Source organism: Micromonospora sp. NPDC023814 (assembly GCF_040639595.1).
In the GTDB taxonomy this organism is placed as follows: domain Bacteria; phylum Actinomycetota; class Actinomycetes; order Mycobacteriales; family Micromonosporaceae; genus Micromonospora.
This window is the reverse complement of the sequence record NZ_JBFAAF010000074.1, coordinates 1-18,260: the sequence shown is the minus strand read 5'-3', so window position 1 is coordinate 18,260 and position 18,260 is coordinate 1. Positions and strand designations below refer to the sequence as shown.

Below are 18,260 nucleotides of genomic sequence, written 5' to 3'. Positions count from 1 at the left end.
CGGAATCGGAGTTGATCATGAGGTTGACGGCGACATGGATCTCCGTGGGTGCCGCCAACCTCATGATCGACGCCCGCGCGCGGGCCGGAAGGGGGACGGCGTGGGGGCGGTGACGCTGCGGGGGTTCGGGTGGCGGCACGCCGGGCGTCGGGCGTGGGCCGTACGCGGGGTGGACCTGCGCGTCGAGGCCGGCGAGCGGGTACTGCTGCTCGGGCCGTCGGGCGCCGGCAAGAGCACCCTGCTCGCCGCGCTGGCCGGGCTGCTGCCCGAGGACTCGGGCGAACAGGAGGGCACCGTCGAGATCGACGGGCTCGACCCCCGCAAGGGCCGGGAACGGGTCGGCATCGTCTTCCAGGACCCGGAGACCCAGCTCGTGATGGCCCGCAGCGGTGACGACGTGGCGTTCGGGCTGGAGAACCGGGGGGTCCCCGCCGAGGAGATCTGGCCCCGCGTCGACGAGGCGCTGGCCCGGGTCGGCTTCCCGTACCACCGGAACCGGCCCACCGCGGCCCTCTCCGGCGGCGAGCAGCAACGCCTCGCCCTGGCCGGGGTGCTGGCCCTGCGGCCCGGACTGTTGCTGCTCGACGAGCCGACCGCCAACCTGGACCCGACCGGCGCCGCGCTCGTCCGGGCGGCGGTGGCCGGCGCGCTGGACGCCGACACCACGCTGGTCCTGGTCGAGCACCGGGTCGCCGAGGCGCTGCCACTGGTCGACCGGGTGGTCGTGCTCGAACCGGGCGGCGGCGTCCGCGCGGACGGCACGCCCCAGGCCGTCTTCGGCGCCCACGGCGACGCGCTCGCCGCCGCGGGCGTCTGGGTGCCCGGCCGGCCCGTGCCGCCCCGCCACGCCACCGCGCCGGCCGGCGACCTGCTGCTCACCGCCGACCGGCTCGGTCTGCCGCCCCGGCTGGCCGCCGTCGACCTGGCGGTACGCGCCGGCGAGGCGCTCGCCGTGCTCGGCCCGAACGGGGCCGGGAAGTCGACCCTCGCGCTGTTGCTCGGCGGGCTGCTCAAGCCGGGCACCGGCCGGGTCGCGGCGACGGCGGCACTGGCCGGCGCCGACGCCCGCACTCCCCCGCACCGCTGGCGCGCCCCGGCGCTGGCCCGGCGGATCGGCTCGGTCTTCCAGGACCCGGAGCACCAGTTCGTCGCCACCACCGTCTTCGACGAGCTGGCCCTCGGCCCGCGCCGCGCCGGCCAGCCCGAGGCGACGGTCCGGTCCACCGTGGACGGCCTGCTGTCCCGGCTGCGGTTGACGAAGCTCGCCGCGGCCAACCCGTACACCCTGTCCGGTGGGGAGGCGCGGCGACTGAGCGTGGCGACGGCCCTGGCCACCGCGCCCCGCCTGCTCGTCTGCGACGAACCCACCTTCGGCCAGGACCGGCGGACCTGGCTGGAGCTGGTGGACCTCTTCGCCGAGCTGCGCGACGCCGGGCACGGCCTGGTCGCCGTCACCCACGACCCGGAGTTCGTGGCCGCTCTGGCCGACCGGCGCGTCACCCTGGAGCGGCCGTGACCAGCTCGCACGACGCGCCGGCCGCGCACCCGCAGCGCCTGACCACGACCGGTCCGGCGCAGGCCGCGCGCCCCGCCCGTCCCGTCCCGGAGCGGCCGTGATCACCCTCGAACCGGTCGCCGCCCCCGACGCGCCGCTGGCCCGGCGCAACCCGGTGGCCAAGCTCGCCGCGGCGCTGGTGTTCTCGTTCGTCCTCGTCGCCACCCTGGACCCGGTCGCCCCGGCGATCGCCATCGCCGTCGAGTTGGCCGTGCTGCCCCTGTTCGGGGTCCGCTTCCGGGTGCTGGCCCGGCGGGCCGGGCCGCTGCTGGTCGGCGCGGTCGGCATCGTGGTGACGCTGGTGCTCTTCGCGGCCGAGCGCTCCGGCCGGGTGCTGGTCGAGGCCGGCCCCGCGGTGGTCACCTCCGGGGTGCTGCTCACCGCGCTCGGCCTGGTGCTGCGCATGTTCGCCGTGGCGCTGCCCGGCGTGATCGTGTTCGCCACCACCGACCCCACCGACCTGGCGGACGCCCTGATCCAGAATGCGAAGGCGCCGGCCCGGTTCGCCATCGGGGCGTTGGCGGCGTTCCGGCTGGTGCCGCTGCTCGGGCAGGAGTGGCAGATGATCGCCATGGCCCGCCGCGCCCGCGGGGTGGCGGCGGGACGCAACCCGCTGGCGAAGCTGCGGCTGTTCGCCTCCACCGCCTTCGCGCTGCTGGTCGGGGCGATCCGCCGGGGCACCCGGTTGGCCGTGGCAATGGACGCCCGCGGCTTCGACGCCGGCACCCCGCGTACGGTCGCCCGGCGGCAACGCTTCGTCGCCGCCGACGGGCTGCTGATCGCCGGGGCGGCGCTGCTGGCCGGCGCGGCGCTGGCGGTCAGCGTGCTGCTCGGCACGTTCCGGCCCCTGATCGGCTGAGCCGCACAACGACGCCCACCGTGACACGCCGGCGAGGGCAGCCAGCCGCAGCAGGGCCGGGAGCCGGTCCGGGTGGGGTTGTCGCCGGGCGCCGACAACCCCACCCGGCGGGCCCCATCAGCTACGCCGGAAGGCGTACCGGCGGGCCTGGCCCGCCCGCTGGCCGCGCAGCGACCCGGAGCGGGCGGCGCCGGAGACCGGCGGACCGGCCTTCGGCGCCACCGGCCGGTCGAGCGGCAGCACCGGCGTGACCGGCGCGACCGCCACCTCGTCGAGGTTGGCGGGCGTCAGGTCCACGACGGTCGGCTTCGGCGTGACGGTGCGGGACTTCTTCGGGTTGCGCTTGGCGGGCATCCGGGCCTCCTCGTTCTGCGGGCCGTCCCGTCGTCGGACGGGGCGGGCCGCCGGTCGGTGACCGTCGCGCGACGGTCGGGCGGAATCGGGACTGCTCCCCGGGTGCGACCACGAAGGACACCGCCGCCTCGGCGACAGGGTGGGAATGCGGACGCCCGGGAGCACGCGGACCCACGGCAGCAGGGCGGCGGGCCGGCTCGGAGATGGGGCGTCAGTTGCGCATGCCCACACGCTAACCCCACCGCAGGCCGCGCGCATCCGAATTACCGGCACGATCGGCATGTCCGGCCGCGAGCGCACCGCGACCCGGCGGAGACGGGCTGCCGAACACGCACCGCGCCCGCCACCCGCCGCGATACGGTCACAGCGGCAGGCGTGGACGGCGGAGGGCGGCGGACGGATGGCCGAGCGGGCGACGGCGCGGATCGGCGTGACCGGGCTGGCGGTGATGGGCCGCAACCTGGCCCGGAACCTGGCCCGCAACGGCTTCACCGTGGCGCTGCACAACCGCTCGCCGGAGCGCACCCGCAGCCTGGTCGCGGAGCACGGCGACGAGGGGACCTTCCTGCCCGCCGAGTCGATGGCGGACTTCGTCGCCTCGCTGGAGCGGCCGAGGGCGGTGATCGTGATGGTCAAGGCGGGCGGGCCCACCGACGCCGTGATCGACGAACTGGTTCCGCTGCTCGACCCCGGCGACATCGTCGTGGACTGCGGCAACGCGCACTTCGCCGACACCCGCCGGCGGGAGGAGGCGCTGCGGGCCCACGGGTTGCACTTCGTCGGCACCGGCGTCTCCGGCGGCGAGGAGGGTGCGCTGCGCGGCCCGAGCATCATGCCCGGCGGGTCCGCGGAGTCCTACCGCACGCTCGGCCCGATCTTCGAGAGGATCGCCGCGCAGGTGGACGGGGTGCCGTGCTGCCGGCACATCGGGCCCGACGGCGCCGGGCACTTCGTCAAGATGGTGCACAACGGCATCGAGTACGCCGACATGCAGCTCATCGCCGAGGCGTACGACCTGCTGCGGGCGGGGCTGGGCGCGGAGCCGGCGGAGATCGCGGAGATCTTCCGCGACTGGAACTCCGGCGAGCTGGAGTCCTTCCTCATCGAGATCACCGCGGACGTGCTGGCGCACACCGACGCGGCCACCGGGCGGGCGTTCGTGGACGTCGTGCTGGACCGCGCCGAGCAGAAGGGCACCGGCCGCTGGACGGTGCAGAGCGCCCTCGACCTGGGCATCCCCATCACCGGCATCGCCGAGGCGACGTTCGCCCGGTCGCTGTCCGGGCACGCCGACCAGCGGGCGGCGGCGCGCGGGGCGTTCCCGGACGCGGGCGACACGTGGCAGGTCGGCGACCGGGAGACCTTCGTCGAGGACGTCCGCCGCGCGCTGCTCGCCTCCAAGATCGTCGCGTACGCGCAGGGCTTCGACCACATCCGGGCCGGCTCGCAGGAGTACGACTGGGGCATCGACCTGGGCGGCACCGCGACGATCTGGCGGGGCGGCTGCATCATCCGCGCCCGCTTCCTCGACCGCATCCGGCAGGCGTACGACGAACAGCCGGAGCTGCCGACGCTGCTGGTCGCGCCGTGGTTCGCGGACACCGTCAACGACGGCGTGCCGAGCTGGCGCAGGGTGGTTGCCGAGGCGGCCCGGGCCGGGGTGCCGGCGCCGGCGTTCGCCTCGTCGCTGGCGTACTTCGACGCGCTGCGCGCCGAGCGCCTCCCGGCGGCGCTGATCCAGGGGCTGCGGGACAACTTCGGCGCGCACACCTACCACCGCGTGGACCGCGACGGCACCTTCCACACCCTCTGGTCCGCCGACCGCTCCGAAATCCAGGCCTGACCCACCCCACCCCGGCGAGAACGGGTGGAGGAGGTGGGGGGTCAGGCGATGGTGGCGTGCATCTCCCAGACGAGGATCTCGGCCGGCTCGGTGGCGGTGACCCGCCGCCCGCCCGTCATGGTGAGCCGGGCGGCGTCGCCGGTGCCGAGCAGGCCGCTGCCCTCCAGGGTGACCGCGCCGGTCGGCACGTAGAGGTGGACGAAGGGCGCGTCCGGGAGATCGACCTCGTCGCCGGGGCGGAGCCGGGCGGCGTGCAGGGCGGCGAATCGGTTCCGGATCCGGATCGCCGCGGCGCCGTCGTGGCGGTCCATCCCGGAGGCGACGGGCACCAGGCCGCCGCGCAGGAGCTCGTCGTGGATCTCGAGCTGTTCGTAGCCGGGGTCGACGCCCTGCTCGTCCGGGAGCACCCACATCTGCACGAAGTGGACGGGATCGGTGTGCGGGTCGCGGCCGTCGAGCCGCCAGGAGTCGTTCTTCTCCGAGTGCAGGATGCCGGTGCCGGCGCTCATCCGCTGCGCCAGCCCCGGGTAGATCACGCCGGAGTGGCCGGTGGAGTCCTGGTGCACCAGCGACCCGCGCAACACCCAGGTGACGATCTCCATGTCCTGGTGCGGGTGGGTCTCGAAGCCGGCGCCCGGCCGGACCACGTCGTCGTTGTTGACCAGCAGCAGGCCGTGGTGGGTGTTGGCCGGGTCGTAGTGCCGGGAGAACGAGAACGAGTGCTTCGAGTCGAGCCAGGAGATCCGGGTGGCGAAGCGGTCGTCGGCCCGCCGGACGTCGACGGCCGGAGCGGGGGCGGTCACCGCGTCACCGGTCGACGGCCCGACGCCGCCCCGGAGTCGACCGGCACGGCCGGTGGGTCGGCGGGAGGCGTCACCAGGCACGCTGCCCGGTCTCGGTCGGCGCCCAGGTGAGCGCCGGTTCGCCCGTGGCCAGCTCGCCGATCTCGCCGGAGCGCGGCTGCGGCGCGTGGCCGAGCTCGTGGCAGTGCTGCTCGGCGATCTCGGCGCAGATCTCGGCCACCTGCGCGCAGATCGGGTCACCGAGGTCGGCGGCGTTCAGCGCCATGATCATCTTGTACCGGAGATCCCGCATCCCCACCCCCGAGGCTCGACGCGGTCCGGGGCACCCACCCCGCCCCCGATCCTAGGCACCCCCACCCCTCACCCACCCCGAAACCCCGAACCCCGCCCCGCCCCACCCCGCCAACCGATCATGTGATTCCGGTGGCCGCCTCCACGGCGAACACGAAGATCGCACCCAGGCGACGGGTCCCGGTAGGACGCTTTCGCGAGGCACCACGACTGCATGATCGCCAGGCGGGGTGGCGGCGGGGACGGGGCGGACGGGGAGGGGAGGTCAGCGTCGCGGGGGGCGACGCTGACCGGCGGGGTCAGAAACAGCGGCGGGGTCAGAAGAAGCGGCGGCGCTTCGCCCTCTGCGGGCGGAGCATGTCGGCACCCTTGGTGAGCAGGCGGCTCACCCCGGACGGGCCGCGGCGGGCCTCCAGCGTGTGACTGAGCCGACGCGCGCCGGCCGCCGCCAGCGGCACCGCGACCGCCATCAACGCCCACTGGGCAATACGCTTCTGGATCATGTGGGTTCACCTCCGTCAGTGGCTGCTGACCGGAGGGGTACCCCGCGCGGCGGAGCGGTAAGCCTCAGGACGGCGGGACCGGGTTGGGCAGCGCGCCGCCGAAGCGGCGGTCCCGCTGGGCGTACAGCTCGCAGGCGTACCAGAGGTGCCGGCGGTCGAAGTCGGGCCACAGCGTGTCGAGGAACACCAGTTCGGCGTACGCGGTCTGCCAGAGCAGGTAGTTGGAGATCCGCTGCTCGCCGGAGGGGCGGAGAAAGAGGTCCACCTCGGGGACCTCCGGGTGGTAGAGGTACTTCGCCACCGTCTTCTCGGTGACCTTCGCCGGGTCTAGCCTGCCCGCGGCCGCGTCCCGGGCGATCGCGGCGGCGGCGTCGGCGATCTCGGCCTGCCCCCCGTAGTTGACGCAGAACTGGAGGGTCAGGGTGGAGTTGCCCCGGGACATCTCCTCCGCCGTCTGCAGCTCGGAGATGACGCTCTTCCAGAGCCGGCCGGCCCGGCCGGACCAGACCACCCGCACCCCCAGGTCGACCAACTGGTCGCGGCGGCGGCGGATGACGTCGCGGTTGAAGCCCATCAGGAACCGGACCTCGTCCGGCGAGCGCCGCCAGTTCTCGGTGGAGAAGGCGTACGCCGACAGGTAGGAGATGCCCAGCTCGATGGCGCCCTCGATCGTGTCGAACAGGGAGAACTCCCCCGCCTCGTGGCCCTTGGTGCGGGGCAGCCCGCGCTCCTTGGCCCACCGGCCGTTGCCGTCCATCACCACGGCGACGTGCCGGGGCACCGCCTCGGCGGGCAACGCCGGCGGCCGGGCGCCCGAGGGGTGCGGTGTCGGCGGCACCGGCTCGCGCCGGCCGGCCCTCATCGATCGGATCACTCGGCTCTCTCCCTGCTCACGCCATCCGCTCCGGCCCCCACCCCACGCGGCGACGGGACCGGGCCGGCCGCCGGGGCACCCCGGTCGACCAGCGGCAGCGAGCGTAGCGCGCGCTCCAGGTGCCACTGCAGGTGCGCCGCGACGAGGCCGCTGCACTCCCGGCGTACGCCGGTCTCGGTGGCGTCGGCCACCCGCCAGTCGCCGCTGGTCAGCGCGGACATCAGGTCGATGGTGGCCGGGGCGGGATGGGCCGCGCCGGGGGGCCGGCAGTCCGGGCAGACCGCTCCCCCGGCCGGTACGGAGAACGCCCGGTGCCGCCCGGGCGTGCCGCAGACGGCGCAGGCGGTCAGCGCCGGCGCCCAGCCCGCGAGGGCCATCCCGCGCAGCAGGTACGCGTCGAGCACCAGGGTGGTGTCGTGGCTGCCCTCGGCGAGCGCCCGCAGCGCGCCGAGGGTGAGCTGGAACAGCCGCAGCGACGGCTCCCGCTCCACCGGGGTGAGCCGCTCGGCGGTCTCGGCGATCGCGCTGGCGGCCGTGTAGCGGGGATAGTCGCCGAGGAACCGCTTGCCGTAGAGGTCGATGCCCTCGACCTGGCTGACCGTGTGCAGCGAGCTGCCCTGGTTGCCCTTCGGGTCACCGGCGAGCTGGAGGTCGACGTGCCCGAACGGCTCCAGCCGGGCGCCGAACTTGCTGGTGGTGCGGCGGATCCCGCGGGCCACCGCCCGCAGCCGGCCGTGCCGGCGGGTGAGCAGGGTGATGATCCGGTCGGACTCGCCGAGTTTCTGCACGCGCAGGACCACCGCGTCGTCGCGGTAGAGCTGTCGGCGGTACCCGGCCATCGGACCATTCTCCCTCGGGGTGCGAAATCAGGGTCGGCTCGGGGTGGACGCGCGAAGAACCCCGATGCGCGGCGCGCTCCGTGCCTCGTAGCGTGCTCTCATGGCTCTCCACCGGACCGCCGCGGCGCTCGCCGCGGCCGCCACCCTGATCGTCGTCGCCGGGTGCGACAACCTGGCCTCCCGTCGGCTCGACTACGACAACACCGAAGCGGCCCGGATCACCGCCATCCGGGTGCTTCCGGGGTCCGGCGACGTGACCGTCCGCACCACCGGCACGGACGACGAGGTGCGGATCAAGCGGGTGGTGCGCTACCACGGCGGCCAGCCCGACACCACGTACGAGATCAACGGCGCCGAACTGGTGCTGGACACCGACTGCGGCGACGACTGCAGCGTCTCCTACGACGTCACCGCCCCAGAGGGGGTGAGCGTGACGGGCGAGACCGGCTCCGGCGACGTCCACCTGACCAAGGTCGGCGCGGTGGAGATCCGGCTCGGTTCCGGCAACGTCCGGGTGACCGGCGCCGACGGCCCCGTCGTGGCGGAGACCGGCTCGGGTGACGTCAGGGTGACCGGCGCCGCCGGCGCGGTCACCGTCACGACCGGCTCCGGCAACATCGACGTGGACGACGCCCCGGCCGCCGTGACCCTGCGCGCCGGCTCCGGCGACATCACCGGGCGGCGCCTCGGCGCCGGGGTGGACGCCGAGGCGGGCTCCGGCAACATCACCGTCGACCTGGCCGCGCCCGCCTCGGCGCGTACGCACACCTCCAGCGGCGACATCAAGCTCGTCGTGCCCGCGGGCCGCTACCAGATCCGTTCCGCGGCCGGCGGCGGCGACACCCGGCTGGGCGTGACCCACGATCCGACCGCCTCGCTGGTGCTCGACATCTCCACCGGCGGCGGCAACCAGACGGTCACCCAGCGCTGATCTCGACGGTCTGCGGCTCCCGGGCGACGCGCGGCGCCGGCACGCCGGCCCGCCCGGTGGCCGGACCGGACCGCGCGGCGGGGGCCGGGACGGGCGGTGGCCCGGGGCCGGTCGGGGCGGGTGAACCGGGGCCGGTCGGGGCGGTTGGCCCGGTGCGGGCCGGTGCGGGGCGCAAGCCGCCGGGAACCAGCTCCGGCGGCCGGCGGGCCGCCACGTCCTCCACCCAGCCGACCAGGGCGGTCACCACCGCGACCAGGGCGAAGACCAGGGCCACCCGGATCGCCAGGCCGAGCGGATCCTGGTGCGACCAGCCCACCACGTCCACCAGCGGGGTGAGCGCCGCCACGAACGGCATGTGCCACAGGTAGACGGTGAGCGCCCGCCGGTTGAACACGGTCACGACCCGGCCGAACACGGCGCTGCGGTCCACCCAGCGCGCGCCCGCCGGCGCCCGCCCGAGCAGGACGAGGACGAAGGCCGCCGACCAGAGGGCGTTGCCCAGGGGGTTGTCGTTCAGGTCGTACCCGCGGGGTCCGGGGTGGGTGACGATCCAGGCGGCCCCGGCGGCGGCGAGGGCCAGCGCGACGGGCACCAGCACCCGGGTGGCCAGGCGGCGCAGCATGCCGGCCTGGTGGGCGAAGCCGAGCAGCCAGGCGCCGAAGTAGAGCCCGAAGTGGTGCAGCGCCCCCGGCAGCGCCGGCAGCAGGCCCAGCTCGGCCGCGGCGAGCATGGCGTACGGGGCGACCAGCGTGGGCACCGGGGCGCGCCGGAACAGCCAGAGGGCGACCGGGGAGGCGAGCACGAACCAGAGGTAGTCGCGCAGGTACCAGATCACGCTCAGCGCGATCGCACCCCAGCCGTTGGCCGGCGGATCGGCGACGGGGAAGAGCCAGAGCAGCACCTTCGGGCTCAGCGGCAGCCCGGTGAGCAGCATGGCGGGTACGAAGACCGCGGCGACCACCCAGAGCGACGGCAGCAGGCGACGCAGCCGGCGTACGACCGCTCCCGTCCCCCACCGTTGCAGCGAGGCGGCCATCAGCGAGCCGGCGAGCGCGAACATCACCGACATCGCCGGGAAGACGAGGGTCAGGGTGGCCCATCCGGTGACGTGGTAGACCACGACTCGAACGATGGCCAGGAAGCGGAGCAGGTCAAGGTATCGGTTTCGCATCAGCCTGCATCTATGTCCGGGGGCACGGGGGCTGGTCCTTCCCCTACCCTCCGGAGCGCTCCCGGCAAACCGCCGGCACCCCACGCGAACGTGACATCTTCCACCCGGCCGACCGACATCGATCATGCCCGGGTCACCGGGCCGGGGCGTGCCCGGCCCGGCGACCGGTCAGAAGCCCAGCTTGCGCAGCTGCTTCGGGTCCCGCTGCCAGTCCTTCGCCACCCGGACGTGCAGGTCGAGGTAGACCCGGGTGCCGAGCAACTCCTCGATCTGCCGCCGCGCGGTCGTGCCGACCTCCTTGAGCCGGCTGGCCCGGTGGCCGATCACGATCGCCTTCTGGCTGGGCCGCTCGACGTACACGTCGGCGTAGATCTTCATGAGCTTGCCCTCGGGGACCATCTCCTCGACGACCACCGCGATGGAGTGCGGCAGCTCGTCACGGACGCCCTCCAGGGCCGCCTCCCGGATCAGCTCGGCGACCAGCACCTGCTCCGGGTCGTCGGTGAGCATGTCGTCCGGGTAGAGCTGCGGCGACTCGGGCAGGTAGCGGGTCATCACCTCGACGAGCGTGTCCAGCTGGTGCCCGGAGACCGCGCTGACCGGCACCACCTCGGTGAACTCGCCCAGCTCACTGACGGCGAGCAACTGCTCGGCCAGCCGCCTGCGGTCCACCAGGTCGGTCTTGGTGACCACCGCCAGCACCGTGGCCTTCAGCTCGGCCAGCTCGCCGGTGATGAACCGGTCGCCGCGCCCGATCGGCTCGTCCGCCGGGATGCAGAGGCCGATCACGTCGACCTCGCTCCAGGTCTGTCGGACCAGGTCGTTGAGGCGCTCGCCGAGCAGCGTGCGGGGGCGGTGCAGGCCCGGGGTGTCGACCAGCACGAGCTGGGAGTCCGGGCGGTGCAGGACGGCCCGGATGACGTGCCGCGTGGTCTGCGGCTTGTTCGAGGTGATGGCGATCTTCTGCCCGACGATCGCGTTGGTCAGCGTCGACTTCCCGGCGTTCGGGCGGCCGACGAAACAGGCGAAACCGGCCCGGTAGGGGCGCTGCTCCAGGTCGCTCACGCCGCGACCCCGCCCCGCTCGCCGGCAGCCGTCCGCCCGCTCACTCGACCACCGTGCCCAGGACGGTGCCGTCCGGCGCGGCCACGTGGATCGGCGCGTCGACCGCGAGGTCCCGCACCGCCGCGTGCCCGGCGCCGTCCAGCGTCGACGCCTCGGTCACCACCACGGCGGCCTCCAGCCGGCTCGCGCCGGCCGCCGCCGCCGAGGCCACCGCGAGCTGGAGCGCGGTGATCGTCAGCGAGGGCAGCGAGACGCTGGCCGCGGCGTACGTCCGCCCGTCCTGGTCGCGTACCGCCGCGCCCTCCACGGCGCCCACCCGGCCGCGCGCGCCCCGGGCCAGGACGACCAGCTTGCCGTCCTCGGCGCTCAGCTCGATCGGGTCGGACGGGGTTGGCCGGGTGGCCGGTACGGCGGGTGACTCAGGCATCGGCGGGTTGCCTCTCCTCGGATCGGTTCGTGTCGCCCCGGGGCTCGGCGTGCTCGCCGCGGCCCGGGCCGTCCTGCGTGTCGGTCGACGCCACCCGGCTCACCAGCACGGTGTCGATCCGGTTGCGTCGGCCGGTGGTGCCTTCGGCGACCAGCCGGAGCCCGGCGACCTCGACCTGCGCCCCCGGAATCGGGACGCGGCCCAGGGACTGGGCGAGCAGGCCGCCGACGGTCTCCACCTCGTCGGTGGGCAGCTCGGTGTCGAACAACTCGCCCAGGTCCTCCACCGGGAGCCGCGCGGCGACCCGCACCGCCCCGTCGTCGAGGTGCTCGACCGGCGGGCGCTCGACATCGTACTCGTCGGTGATCTCTCCGACGATCTCCTCCAGGATGTCCTCGATGGTGACCAGCCCGCCGGTGCCGCCGTACTCGTCGACGACGATGACCAGGTGGTTGCGGGCGGCCTGCATCTCCGAGAGCAGGTCGTCGACCGGCTTGGACTCCGGCACGAAGGTGGCGGGGCGCATCAGCTCGGCGACCGGGAGCTGGCGGTCCTCCGGGGCGCCGCCCTGGGTGCGCCGGATCAGGTCCTTGAGGTAGAGCACGCCGAGCACGTCGTCGACGCTCTCGCCGATGACCGGGATCCGGGAGAACCCGGAGCGCAGGAAGAGCGCCAGCGCCTGGGAGAGCGTCTTGCGCTCCTCGATCCACACCATCTCGGTGCGCGGCACCATCACCTCGCGGGCGATCGTGTCGCCGAGCGCGAAGACGGAGTGGATCATCTGACGCTCGCCGTGCTCCACGACGCCGCGCTGCTCGGCGAGGTCGACCAGCTCGCGCAGCTCCACCTGGGTGGCGAACGGCCCCTCCCGGAAGCCGCGCCCCGGGGTGACCGCGTTGCCGATCAGGATCAGCAGCGAGGCGAGCGGGTTCAGCGCCCGGCCCAGCCAGCGGACCAGGGGCGCGACGGACCGCCCGACCACGTACGCGTGCTGCCGGCCGAGGGTGCGCGGACCGACCCCGACCACCACGAAGCTGATCACGGTCATCGCGCCGGCGGTGATCAGCGCCGCCCGCCAGCCCGCGCCGAAGGTGTCCACCGCGACGAGCGCCACCAGCGTGGTGGCGGTCAGCTCGGCGAGCAGCCGCAGCAGCAGGAGCAGGTTGAGGTGGCGGACCACGTCCCCGGCGACGGCCTGGAGCGTGCGCGCGCCCCGTACGCCGTCGCGGGCCAGCTCGGCGGCGCGGGCGGGCGAGACCGCGGCGAGGGCCGCCTCGGTCATCGCGATCAGGCCGGCCAGCACCACCAGGCCGGCCGCGAAGACCAGCAGTTGCAGGTCGGGCAGGCCGGTGGCGCCGGCCGCCAGTGTCGGGGTGTCCATCACCGGGACCGGGTCGACCGCCAGCTCGCCAGCAGTCGGGCCTGGAGCGCGAACATCTCCCGCTCCTCCTCCGGCTCGGCATGGTCGTAGCCGAGCAGGTGCAGCACGCCGTGCACGGTGAGCAGGTGCAGCTCGTCGGCGGCGGAGTGGCCGGCGGTGGCCGCCTGCTTGGCCGCCACCTCCGGGCAGAGCACGATGTCGCCGAGCAGCGCCGGCTCGCCGGCGGCGGTCGACTCGCCGGGCCCGTGGTCGACGCTGCCCTCGTCCATGGGGAAGGCGAGCACGTCGGTCGGCCCGTCGCCGCCCATCCACCGGTGGTTCAGCTCGGTCATGTAGTCGATGTCGACCAGCAGCACGGACAGCTCGGCGAGGGGGTTGACCCCCATCTCGTCGAGGGCGTGCCGGGCGACGGCGAGCACGGCGTCGGTGTCGACGTCGACGCCGGACTCGTTGGCGATCTCGATGGACAACAGTCTTCCCTCGGTGGTCTAGCGGCGCCGGCCGGCCCGGCCGCCCTGGGCTGTCCGCCCGGGCACGGCGTGCACGCTCTGCGCCTGCTGGCTCTCCCGCTCGGCGTCCCAGCGGGCGTACGCGTCGACGATCTCCCCGACCAGCCGGTGGCGGACCACGTCCGAGCTGGAGAGCTGGGCGAAGTGCACGTCCTCGACGTTCTCCAGGATCTCCCGGACCACCCGCAGGCCGCTGGTCGTGCCGCCGGGGAGGTCAACCTGGGTGACGTCACCGGTGACGACGATCTTGGAACCGAAGCCGAGCCGGGTGAGGAACATCTTCATCTGCTCGGGCGTGGTGTTCTGTGCCTCGTCGAGGATGATGAACGCGTCGTTGAGGGTACGCCCCCGCATGTACGCCAGCGGCGCGACCTCGATCGTGCCCGCCGCCATCAGCTTGGGGATGGAGTCGGGGTCGAGCATGTCGTGCAGCGCGTCGTAGAGCGGGCGCAGGTAGGGGTCGATCTTCTCGTTGAGCGTGCCGGGCAGGAAGCCGAGCCGCTCCCCCGCCTCGACCGCCGGCCGGGTGAGGATGATCCGGTTGACCTGCTTGGCCTGGAGAGCCTGGACGGCCTTGGCCATGGCCAGGTAGGTCTTGCCGGTGCCGGCGGGGCCGATGCCGAAGACGATGGTGTGCGCGTCGATCGCGTCGACGTAGCGCTTCTGCCCCAGCGTCTTGGGACGGATGGTGCGACCGCGCCGGGAGAGGATGTTGAGCGTCAGGACCTCGGCGGGCCGCTCGGCGCCGCCCTGCTCGAGCATGCCGACGGTACGCCGGACGGCGTCAGTGGTCAGGGTCTCGCCTTTCTCGATGAGTTCGAGCAGCTCGCTGAAGATCCGCTCGGCGAGGGCATTGTCGGCGGGGGCGCCGGTGATGGTGATCTCGTTGCCCCGGACGTGCACGTCACTGTTGACCGAGCGCTCGACCAGTCGCAGGATCTCGTCACCCGCGCCGAGCAGGTTGACCATGATCTTGGAATCCGGAACGGTGATCCTGGTCTGCACCCGGGGCGGGCCGGGAGGTGGGGTGCCGGTCATAGGTCGGGCCGAGGGGCCCTGCGCCACCTGCTCTCGATCTCGGCGCCGGGCCTGCTGGCGCGGCGCGCTGACGTTGCCTCCATCGTATCTGCTCAACAGCGGCGGCATCGTGTCCATTTCCGCGCGTGCGGGACGGCCCGCCCGCCGTGACCGGCCGACCCGGACCGGGCAGGGCGGGGCACCACGACACCGGCCGGGCGGGCACGACGGCACACGACGGCACACGACGGCACGGACGGGACGCGGCCCGCGTCGGCCCCGCCCCGCCCGTACCCGCCGCCGTCAGGAGCCGGCGCGGAAGTCGTACCGGTCGAAGGTCTCCTGGGTACGGGTGAACCGGTAGGTCGCCCAGTGCATCCGGATCACCGCGCCGTGCTCGTCCCGGGTGAGCCGCAGCAGCTCGCCCACCTCGCGCCCGGAGATCGTGCGGTACACGTCCGGCTGGTCGGGCAGCGGCGCGAAGACCGCCGGCGGCTTCCCCGCCGGGTCGTCGGCGCCCCGGGCCCGCAGCGCGCCGTCGTGCCACGAGAAGACGTACTCGAAGCCCTCGCCCCACCAGCGGCCGAGCAGCCCGCGTACGCCCTCGGGGGCGGGTGGGCCCGGCCGCCACGGCGCGACGTCGGCCGGGTCGTGCTCGACGGCGGCGGCCAGCAGCCGGTGCGGCAGGTCGAGAACCTCGCCGGCGGTGCCGGAGGAGCCGAGCACGGCGACGCCCATCGCGCCGGGCGTCCCCTCGCCGCCGCGCCGGCCGTAGACGCCGGCCAGGAAGCCGGGCATCGCGCCGTCGTGCCCGACGTGCATGGTCCGCTTGCCCTGCGGCACCAGGATCAGCCCGAGCCCGAAGCCGCCCGACCAGAGCGTCTCGTCGGTGACCGTCGCCGGCCAGCGCATCTCCTCCAGCGTGGCCGGGGCGAGCACCGCGCCGGCCGGGTCCAGCGCCGCCGGGTCGGCGAGGAAGGCGGCCCAGCGGGCCATGTCGGTGGCGGTGCTCCAGAGCTGCGCCGCCGGCCCCACCGCGCCGAAGTCCGTGGGCGGCTCCGGGTGCGCCTCGTCGGAGTACGCGTCGACCAGGAAACCGGTCGCGGCGTGCGGGCCCGGCGTCACCGAGGTGTCGGCCAGCCCCAGCGGGGTCAGCACCCGCTCGGCGAGCGCCTCCGCCCAGGTGCCGCCCCGCAGGTGGCCGACGAGCCGGCCGAGCAGCGCCATGCCGAGGTTGGAGTAGTGGTAGCGGCGGCCCGGCGGCAGCACCCGCTCGGCCCTGGCGAGGTCGGCGACCAGCTCGTCGACGTCGGGCGCGCGCAGGCTGTCCCAGACGTCGCCGTACGGCTCCCGTTGCAGGCCGGCGGTGTGCGACAGCAGCCGGCGCACGGTCAGCTCGCCGTGGGCCGGCAGGTCCAGGTGGCGGCCCAGCGGGTCGTCGAGGTCGAGCAGGCCGTCGTCGCGGCACTGGAGGGTCAGCACGGCGGTGAACGTCTTGGTGACCGAGCCGATCCGGAACCGGGTGCCCGGCCCCAGCTCGGTGTCGTTGCCGGTGCCGCCGACCGCGCACGTCCACAGCGGGCGGTCGGCCCGGTGCAGGGCCGCCGACACGGCCGGCACCCGGGCCTGCGCCTGGACCTGGCGCACCATCCGGGACAGGCGGTCGTCGACCGTCGTCACGCGAGGTCCCGGGCCAGCATCGGGCCCAGCGGCGCCCCGCCGAGCACGTGCGCGTGCGCGTGGAAGACCTCCTGGCCGCCGTACGCGCCGGTGTTGAACATCAGCCGGAAGCCGTCGCCGAGCAGCCCCTCGTCCTCGGCCACCGCGGCGGCCGTGGCGAGCACCTCGCCGGCCAGCGCCGGGTCGCCCTGGGCGAGCGTCGCCACGTCGGCGTAGTGCTCCTTCGGGATGACCAGCACGTGCACCGGCGCCTTCGGGCCGATGTCGCGGAAGGCGAGCGTGGTGGCGGTTTCCCGCACGACGGTGGCCGGGATCTCCCCGGCGACGATGCGGCAGAACAGGCAGTCGGTTCCCATCGGGGCAGTGTAAGGAAGGGCACCTTGTTATCGCTTTCGGTAGAGGAAGGGCCCCTTCCTTACACCTGGGGTCGACCGGGCATGATGGCCGGCGTGACTTCACGGGCGGTACTGGTGACGGGAGCCTCGGGCGGCATCGGGCGGGCGGTGGCGACGGCGTTCGCGGCGAGCGGGGACCGGGTGGCGATCCACCACCGCGACTCGGCGGAGGCGGCCGGGCGGCTGCGTGCCGAGCTGCCCGGCGAGGGGCACGTCGTGGTCCGCGCCGACCTGACCGACCCGGACGCCGTACGGGCCATGGTGGACGAGGCGGCCGGCCTGCTGGGCGGGCTGGACGTGCTGGTCAACAACGCCGGGGTGTACGGCGACCGGGACGCCCCGCACCCGGTCTTCGGCGCCTCCTACGCGCAGTGGCGCGCGCAGTGGCGGCAGGTGGTGGAGACCAACCTGACCGGCGCGGGCAACGTCATCTGGTGCGCCGCCCAGCACATGCGCGACCGGGGCGGCCGGATCGTCAACGTCTCCTCCCGGGGCGCCTTCCGGGGCGAGCCGGAGCAGCCGGCGTACGGGGCGAGCAAGGCGGGGCTGAACGCGCTGGGGCAGTCGCTGGCGGTGGCCCTGGCCCCGTACGGCATCACCGTCGCCACGGTGGCCCCGGGCTTCGTGGAGACCGACATGACCACGGAGCACCTGCGCGGGGAGCGGGGCGCCGCCATCCGGGCGCAGAGCCCGTTCAACCGGGTGGCCCGCCCCGAGGAGATCGCCGCCGCCGTCCACTGGCTCGCCTCCCCGCAGGCGGAGTGGGCCTCCGGCACCATCGTCGACCTGAACGGTGCCTCCTACCTGCGCAGCTGAGCGTCACCAGCGGGCGAGGCGGGTGGCGAGCACCGCGAGGGCGGCCACGCCGGCCGTCGAGGTGCGCAGCACCGACGGGCCCAGGCGGACGGCGCGGGCCCCGGCCCCGGTGAAGGCGTCCAGCTCGCTGTCGGCGATCCCGCCCTCCGGCCCGACGACCAGCACGATCTCGCCCGTGGCCGGCAGTTCGGCGGTGGTCAGCCGCTCCTGCGCCTCCTCGTGCAGCACGAACGCCGCGGCGGCCCCGCCGATGCGACGCGTGACCCGGGCGGTGGACTCGTCCGGCGTCCCCGCCACCACGGGCAGCCAGGCGCGGCGGGCCTGCTTGGCCGCCTCCCGGGCGGTCGCCGCCCACTTCTCCCGCGCCCGTACGCCCCGGTCGCCGCGCCACTGGGTGACCGAGCGGGCCGCCGCCCAGGGGACGATCTCGTCCACCCCGACCTCGGTCATCGCCTGCACGGCCAGCTCGCCCCGGTCGCCCTTGGCGATGCCCTGCACCACGACCAGGCGCGGGACGGACGCGTCGACGTACCCCCGGGAGGTGATCTCCAGGTCGAGGGTGCCGCGGCCGACGGCGGTGACCACGGCGGCGGCGGTGCCGCCCCGCCCGTCGGCGAGCAGCAGTTCCTCGCCGACGCGGAGCCGCTGCACGGTGGCGGCGTGGTGCCCCTCGGGGCCGTCGAGGGTCAGCCGGTCGGCGGTGGGCAGCGACTCGACCAGGAACAGCGGCGCGGACACGATGATCAGGCTAGCCGCCCCGGCGGCCGCCGGGGCGGCTAGGGCGGCGGAGCCGACCGGAACCGCGAGGCCCGCGGCGCCGACCACGGGCCACGCGGGCCGCGGAGCCGACCGGGCCGCAGAACAGTCCTACACCCGCGACGAGTTGCTCGACCTGATACCCACCCAGGGCCTTCTCACCCGGCTCCCGCCGGAGAGACTGGCGGAGG

20 protein-coding genes are annotated in these 18,260 nt (G+C 74.7%); 5 read left to right on the top strand and 15 right to left on the bottom strand.

Annotated features, from left to right (window positions below):
* The first annotated feature begins 100 nt into the window (after window positions 1-100).
* Both AB0G14_RS28885 and AB0G14_RS28880 read left to right on the top strand, forming a co-directional pair.
* Window positions 101-1,516, top strand: coding sequence for an ABC transporter ATP-binding protein (locus AB0G14_RS28885; protein WP_357702741.1), 1,416 nt, complete (start codon window positions 101-103; stop codon window positions 1,514-1,516).
* A gap of 97 nt (window positions 1,517-1,613) precedes the next feature.
* On the top strand, window positions 1,614-2,414 hold the full coding sequence (locus tag AB0G14_RS28880) for an energy-coupling factor transporter transmembrane component T (RefSeq protein WP_357702739.1): 801 nt from the start codon (window positions 1,614-1,616) through the stop codon (window positions 2,412-2,414).
* A 117-nt stretch (window positions 2,415-2,531) separates the two neighbouring features.
* On the opposite strand, the gene AB0G14_RS28875 is transcribed toward AB0G14_RS28880, so the two are convergent.
* Window positions 2,532-2,768, bottom strand: coding sequence for a hypothetical protein (locus AB0G14_RS28875; protein ID WP_357702737.1), 237 nt, complete (start codon window positions 2,766-2,768; stop codon window positions 2,532-2,534).
* A gap of 400 nt (window positions 2,769-3,168) precedes the next feature.
* On the opposite strand from AB0G14_RS28875, the gene gndA reads away from it, so the two are divergent.
* Window positions 3,169-4,611, top strand: a complete 1,443-nt coding sequence (gene gndA, locus AB0G14_RS28870) for an NADP-dependent phosphogluconate dehydrogenase (RefSeq protein WP_357702736.1) — start codon at window positions 3,169-3,171, stop codon at window positions 4,609-4,611.
* A gap of 41 nt (window positions 4,612-4,652) precedes the next feature.
* Here gndA and AB0G14_RS28865 read toward each other — a convergent pair whose 3' ends face one another.
* The 5 genes from AB0G14_RS28865 to recO all read right to left on the bottom strand — a co-directional run bounded on the left by AB0G14_RS28865 (window position 4,653) and on the right by recO (window position 7,921).
* On the bottom strand, window positions 4,653-5,414 hold the full coding sequence (locus AB0G14_RS28865) for a pirin family protein (protein WP_357702734.1): 762 nt from the start codon (window positions 5,412-5,414) through the stop codon (window positions 4,653-4,655).
* 70 nt (window positions 5,415-5,484) lie between these two features.
* Window positions 5,485-5,706, bottom strand: coding sequence for a thioredoxin reductase (locus AB0G14_RS28860; protein ID WP_350710780.1), 222 nt, complete (start codon window positions 5,704-5,706; stop codon window positions 5,485-5,487).
* Between the two features lie 316 nt (window positions 5,707-6,022).
* Window positions 6,023-6,208 carry a hypothetical protein gene (locus AB0G14_RS28855; protein WP_357702732.1) on the bottom strand — a complete coding sequence of 62 codons (186 nt, stop codon included), beginning with the start codon at window positions 6,206-6,208 and terminating at the stop codon, window positions 6,023-6,025.
* 64 nt (window positions 6,209-6,272) lie between these two features.
* Window positions 6,273-7,070, bottom strand: a complete 798-nt coding sequence (locus AB0G14_RS28850; RefSeq protein WP_357702770.1) for an isoprenyl transferase — start codon at window positions 7,068-7,070, stop codon at window positions 6,273-6,275.
* An 8-nt stretch (window positions 7,071-7,078) separates the two neighbouring features.
* The gene (recO, locus tag AB0G14_RS28845) at window positions 7,079-7,921 is read right to left on the bottom strand and encodes a DNA repair protein RecO (RefSeq protein WP_357702730.1); all 843 of its coding nucleotides are present in this window, start codon (window positions 7,919-7,921) and stop codon (window positions 7,079-7,081) included.
* Between the two features lie 100 nt (window positions 7,922-8,021).
* Between recO and AB0G14_RS28840 the strand changes: the two genes are divergently transcribed.
* A complete protein-coding gene (locus AB0G14_RS28840; protein ID WP_357702728.1) occupies window positions 8,022-8,852 on the top strand; it encodes a DUF4097 family beta strand repeat-containing protein in 831 nt (276 codons plus the stop codon).
* Here the strand turns inward: AB0G14_RS28840 and AB0G14_RS28835 are convergent.
* The 8 genes from AB0G14_RS28835 to AB0G14_RS28800 all read right to left on the bottom strand — a co-directional run bounded on the left by AB0G14_RS28835 (window position 8,839) and on the right by AB0G14_RS28800 (window position 16,458).
* The gene (locus AB0G14_RS28835; RefSeq protein ID WP_357702726.1) at window positions 8,839-10,023 is read right to left on the bottom strand and encodes an acyltransferase; all 1,185 of its coding nucleotides are present in this window, start codon (window positions 10,021-10,023) and stop codon (window positions 8,839-8,841) included. The genes AB0G14_RS28840 and AB0G14_RS28835 overlap by 14 nt on opposite strands.
* A gap of 168 nt (window positions 10,024-10,191) precedes the next feature.
* A complete protein-coding gene (era, locus tag AB0G14_RS28830; protein WP_357702724.1) occupies window positions 10,192-11,088 on the bottom strand; it encodes a GTPase Era in 897 nt (298 codons plus the stop codon).
* Between the two features lie 40 nt (window positions 11,089-11,128).
* Entirely contained in the window at window positions 11,129-11,515 is a 387-nt protein-coding gene (locus tag AB0G14_RS28825; RefSeq protein ID WP_357702722.1) for a cytidine deaminase, read from the bottom strand.
* Complete coding sequence (locus AB0G14_RS28820) at window positions 11,508-12,896, bottom strand: hemolysin family protein (protein WP_357702720.1); 1,389 nt, start codon at window positions 12,894-12,896, stop codon at window positions 11,508-11,510. Before AB0G14_RS28820 ends, AB0G14_RS28825 begins: the two co-directional genes overlap by 8 nt.
* Window positions 12,896-13,366 carry an rRNA maturation RNase YbeY gene (gene ybeY / locus AB0G14_RS28815; protein WP_350684821.1) on the bottom strand — a complete coding sequence of 157 codons (471 nt, stop codon included), beginning with the start codon at window positions 13,364-13,366 and terminating at the stop codon, window positions 12,896-12,898. The genes AB0G14_RS28820 and ybeY overlap by 1 nt, the downstream gene beginning before the upstream one ends.
* 18 nt (window positions 13,367-13,384) lie before the next feature.
* Window positions 13,385-14,443 carry a PhoH family protein gene (locus AB0G14_RS28810; RefSeq protein ID WP_357702717.1) on the bottom strand — a complete coding sequence of 353 codons (1,059 nt, stop codon included), beginning with the start codon at window positions 14,441-14,443 and terminating at the stop codon, window positions 13,385-13,387.
* Between the two features lie 282 nt (window positions 14,444-14,725).
* Entirely contained in the window at window positions 14,726-16,102 is a 1,377-nt protein-coding gene (locus AB0G14_RS28805; protein WP_357702715.1) for a serine hydrolase domain-containing protein, read from the bottom strand.
* Complete coding sequence (locus AB0G14_RS28800; RefSeq protein ID WP_357702713.1) at window positions 16,099-16,458, bottom strand: histidine triad nucleotide-binding protein; 360 nt, start codon at window positions 16,456-16,458, stop codon at window positions 16,099-16,101. The genes AB0G14_RS28805 and AB0G14_RS28800 overlap by 4 nt, the downstream gene beginning before the upstream one ends.
* Before the next feature lie 93 nt (window positions 16,459-16,551).
* Between AB0G14_RS28800 and AB0G14_RS28795 the strand changes: the two genes are divergently transcribed.
* On the top strand, window positions 16,552-17,313 hold the full coding sequence (locus tag AB0G14_RS28795; protein WP_357702711.1) for an SDR family oxidoreductase: 762 nt from the start codon (window positions 16,552-16,554) through the stop codon (window positions 17,311-17,313).
* 3 nt (window positions 17,314-17,316) lie between these two features.
* Here the strand turns inward: AB0G14_RS28795 and AB0G14_RS28790 are convergent, their stop codons facing one another.
* On the bottom strand, window positions 17,317-18,051 hold the full coding sequence (locus tag AB0G14_RS28790; RefSeq protein ID WP_357702709.1) for a 16S rRNA (uracil(1498)-N(3))-methyltransferase: 735 nt from the start codon (window positions 18,049-18,051) through the stop codon (window positions 17,317-17,319).
* Window positions 18,052-18,260: the final 209 nt, after the last annotated feature.

Coding starts and splice junctions, on each gene's coding strand:
- AB0G14_RS28850 (WP_357702770.1), bottom strand. CDS start 7,070: ATGAGGGCCGGCCGGCGCGAGCCGGTGCCGCCGACACCGCACCCCTCG.
- AB0G14_RS28855 (WP_357702732.1), bottom strand. CDS start 6,208: ATGATCCAGAAGCGTATTGCCCAGTGGGCGTTGATGGCGGTCGCGGTG.
- AB0G14_RS28875 (WP_357702737.1), bottom strand. CDS start 2,768: ATGCCCGCCAAGCGCAACCCGAAGAAGTCCCGCACCGTCACGCCGAAG.
- AB0G14_RS28800 (WP_357702713.1), bottom strand. CDS start 16,458: ATGGGAACCGACTGCCTGTTCTGCCGCATCGTCGCCGGGGAGATCCCG.
- gndA (WP_357702736.1), top strand. CDS start 3,169: ATGGCCGAGCGGGCGACGGCGCGGATCGGCGTGACCGGGCTGGCGGTG.
- AB0G14_RS28810 (WP_357702717.1), bottom strand. CDS start 14,443: ATGACCGGCACCCCACCTCCCGGCCCGCCCCGGGTGCAGACCAGGATC.
- AB0G14_RS28835 (WP_357702726.1), bottom strand. CDS start 10,023: ATGCGAAACCGATACCTTGACCTGCTCCGCTTCCTGGCCATCGTTCGA.
- AB0G14_RS28825 (WP_357702722.1), bottom strand. CDS start 11,515: ATGCCTGAGTCACCCGCCGTACCGGCCACCCGGCCAACCCCGTCCGAC.
- recO (WP_357702730.1), bottom strand. CDS start 7,921: ATGGCCGGGTACCGCCGACAGCTCTACCGCGACGACGCGGTGGTCCTG.
- AB0G14_RS28820 (WP_357702720.1), bottom strand. CDS start 12,896: ATGGACACCCCGACACTGGCGGCCGGCGCCACCGGCCTGCCCGACCTG.
- AB0G14_RS28860 (WP_350710780.1), bottom strand. CDS start 5,706: ATGCGGGATCTCCGGTACAAGATGATCATGGCGCTGAACGCCGCCGAC.
- AB0G14_RS28840 (WP_357702728.1), top strand. CDS start 8,022: ATGGCTCTCCACCGGACCGCCGCGGCGCTCGCCGCGGCCGCCACCCTG.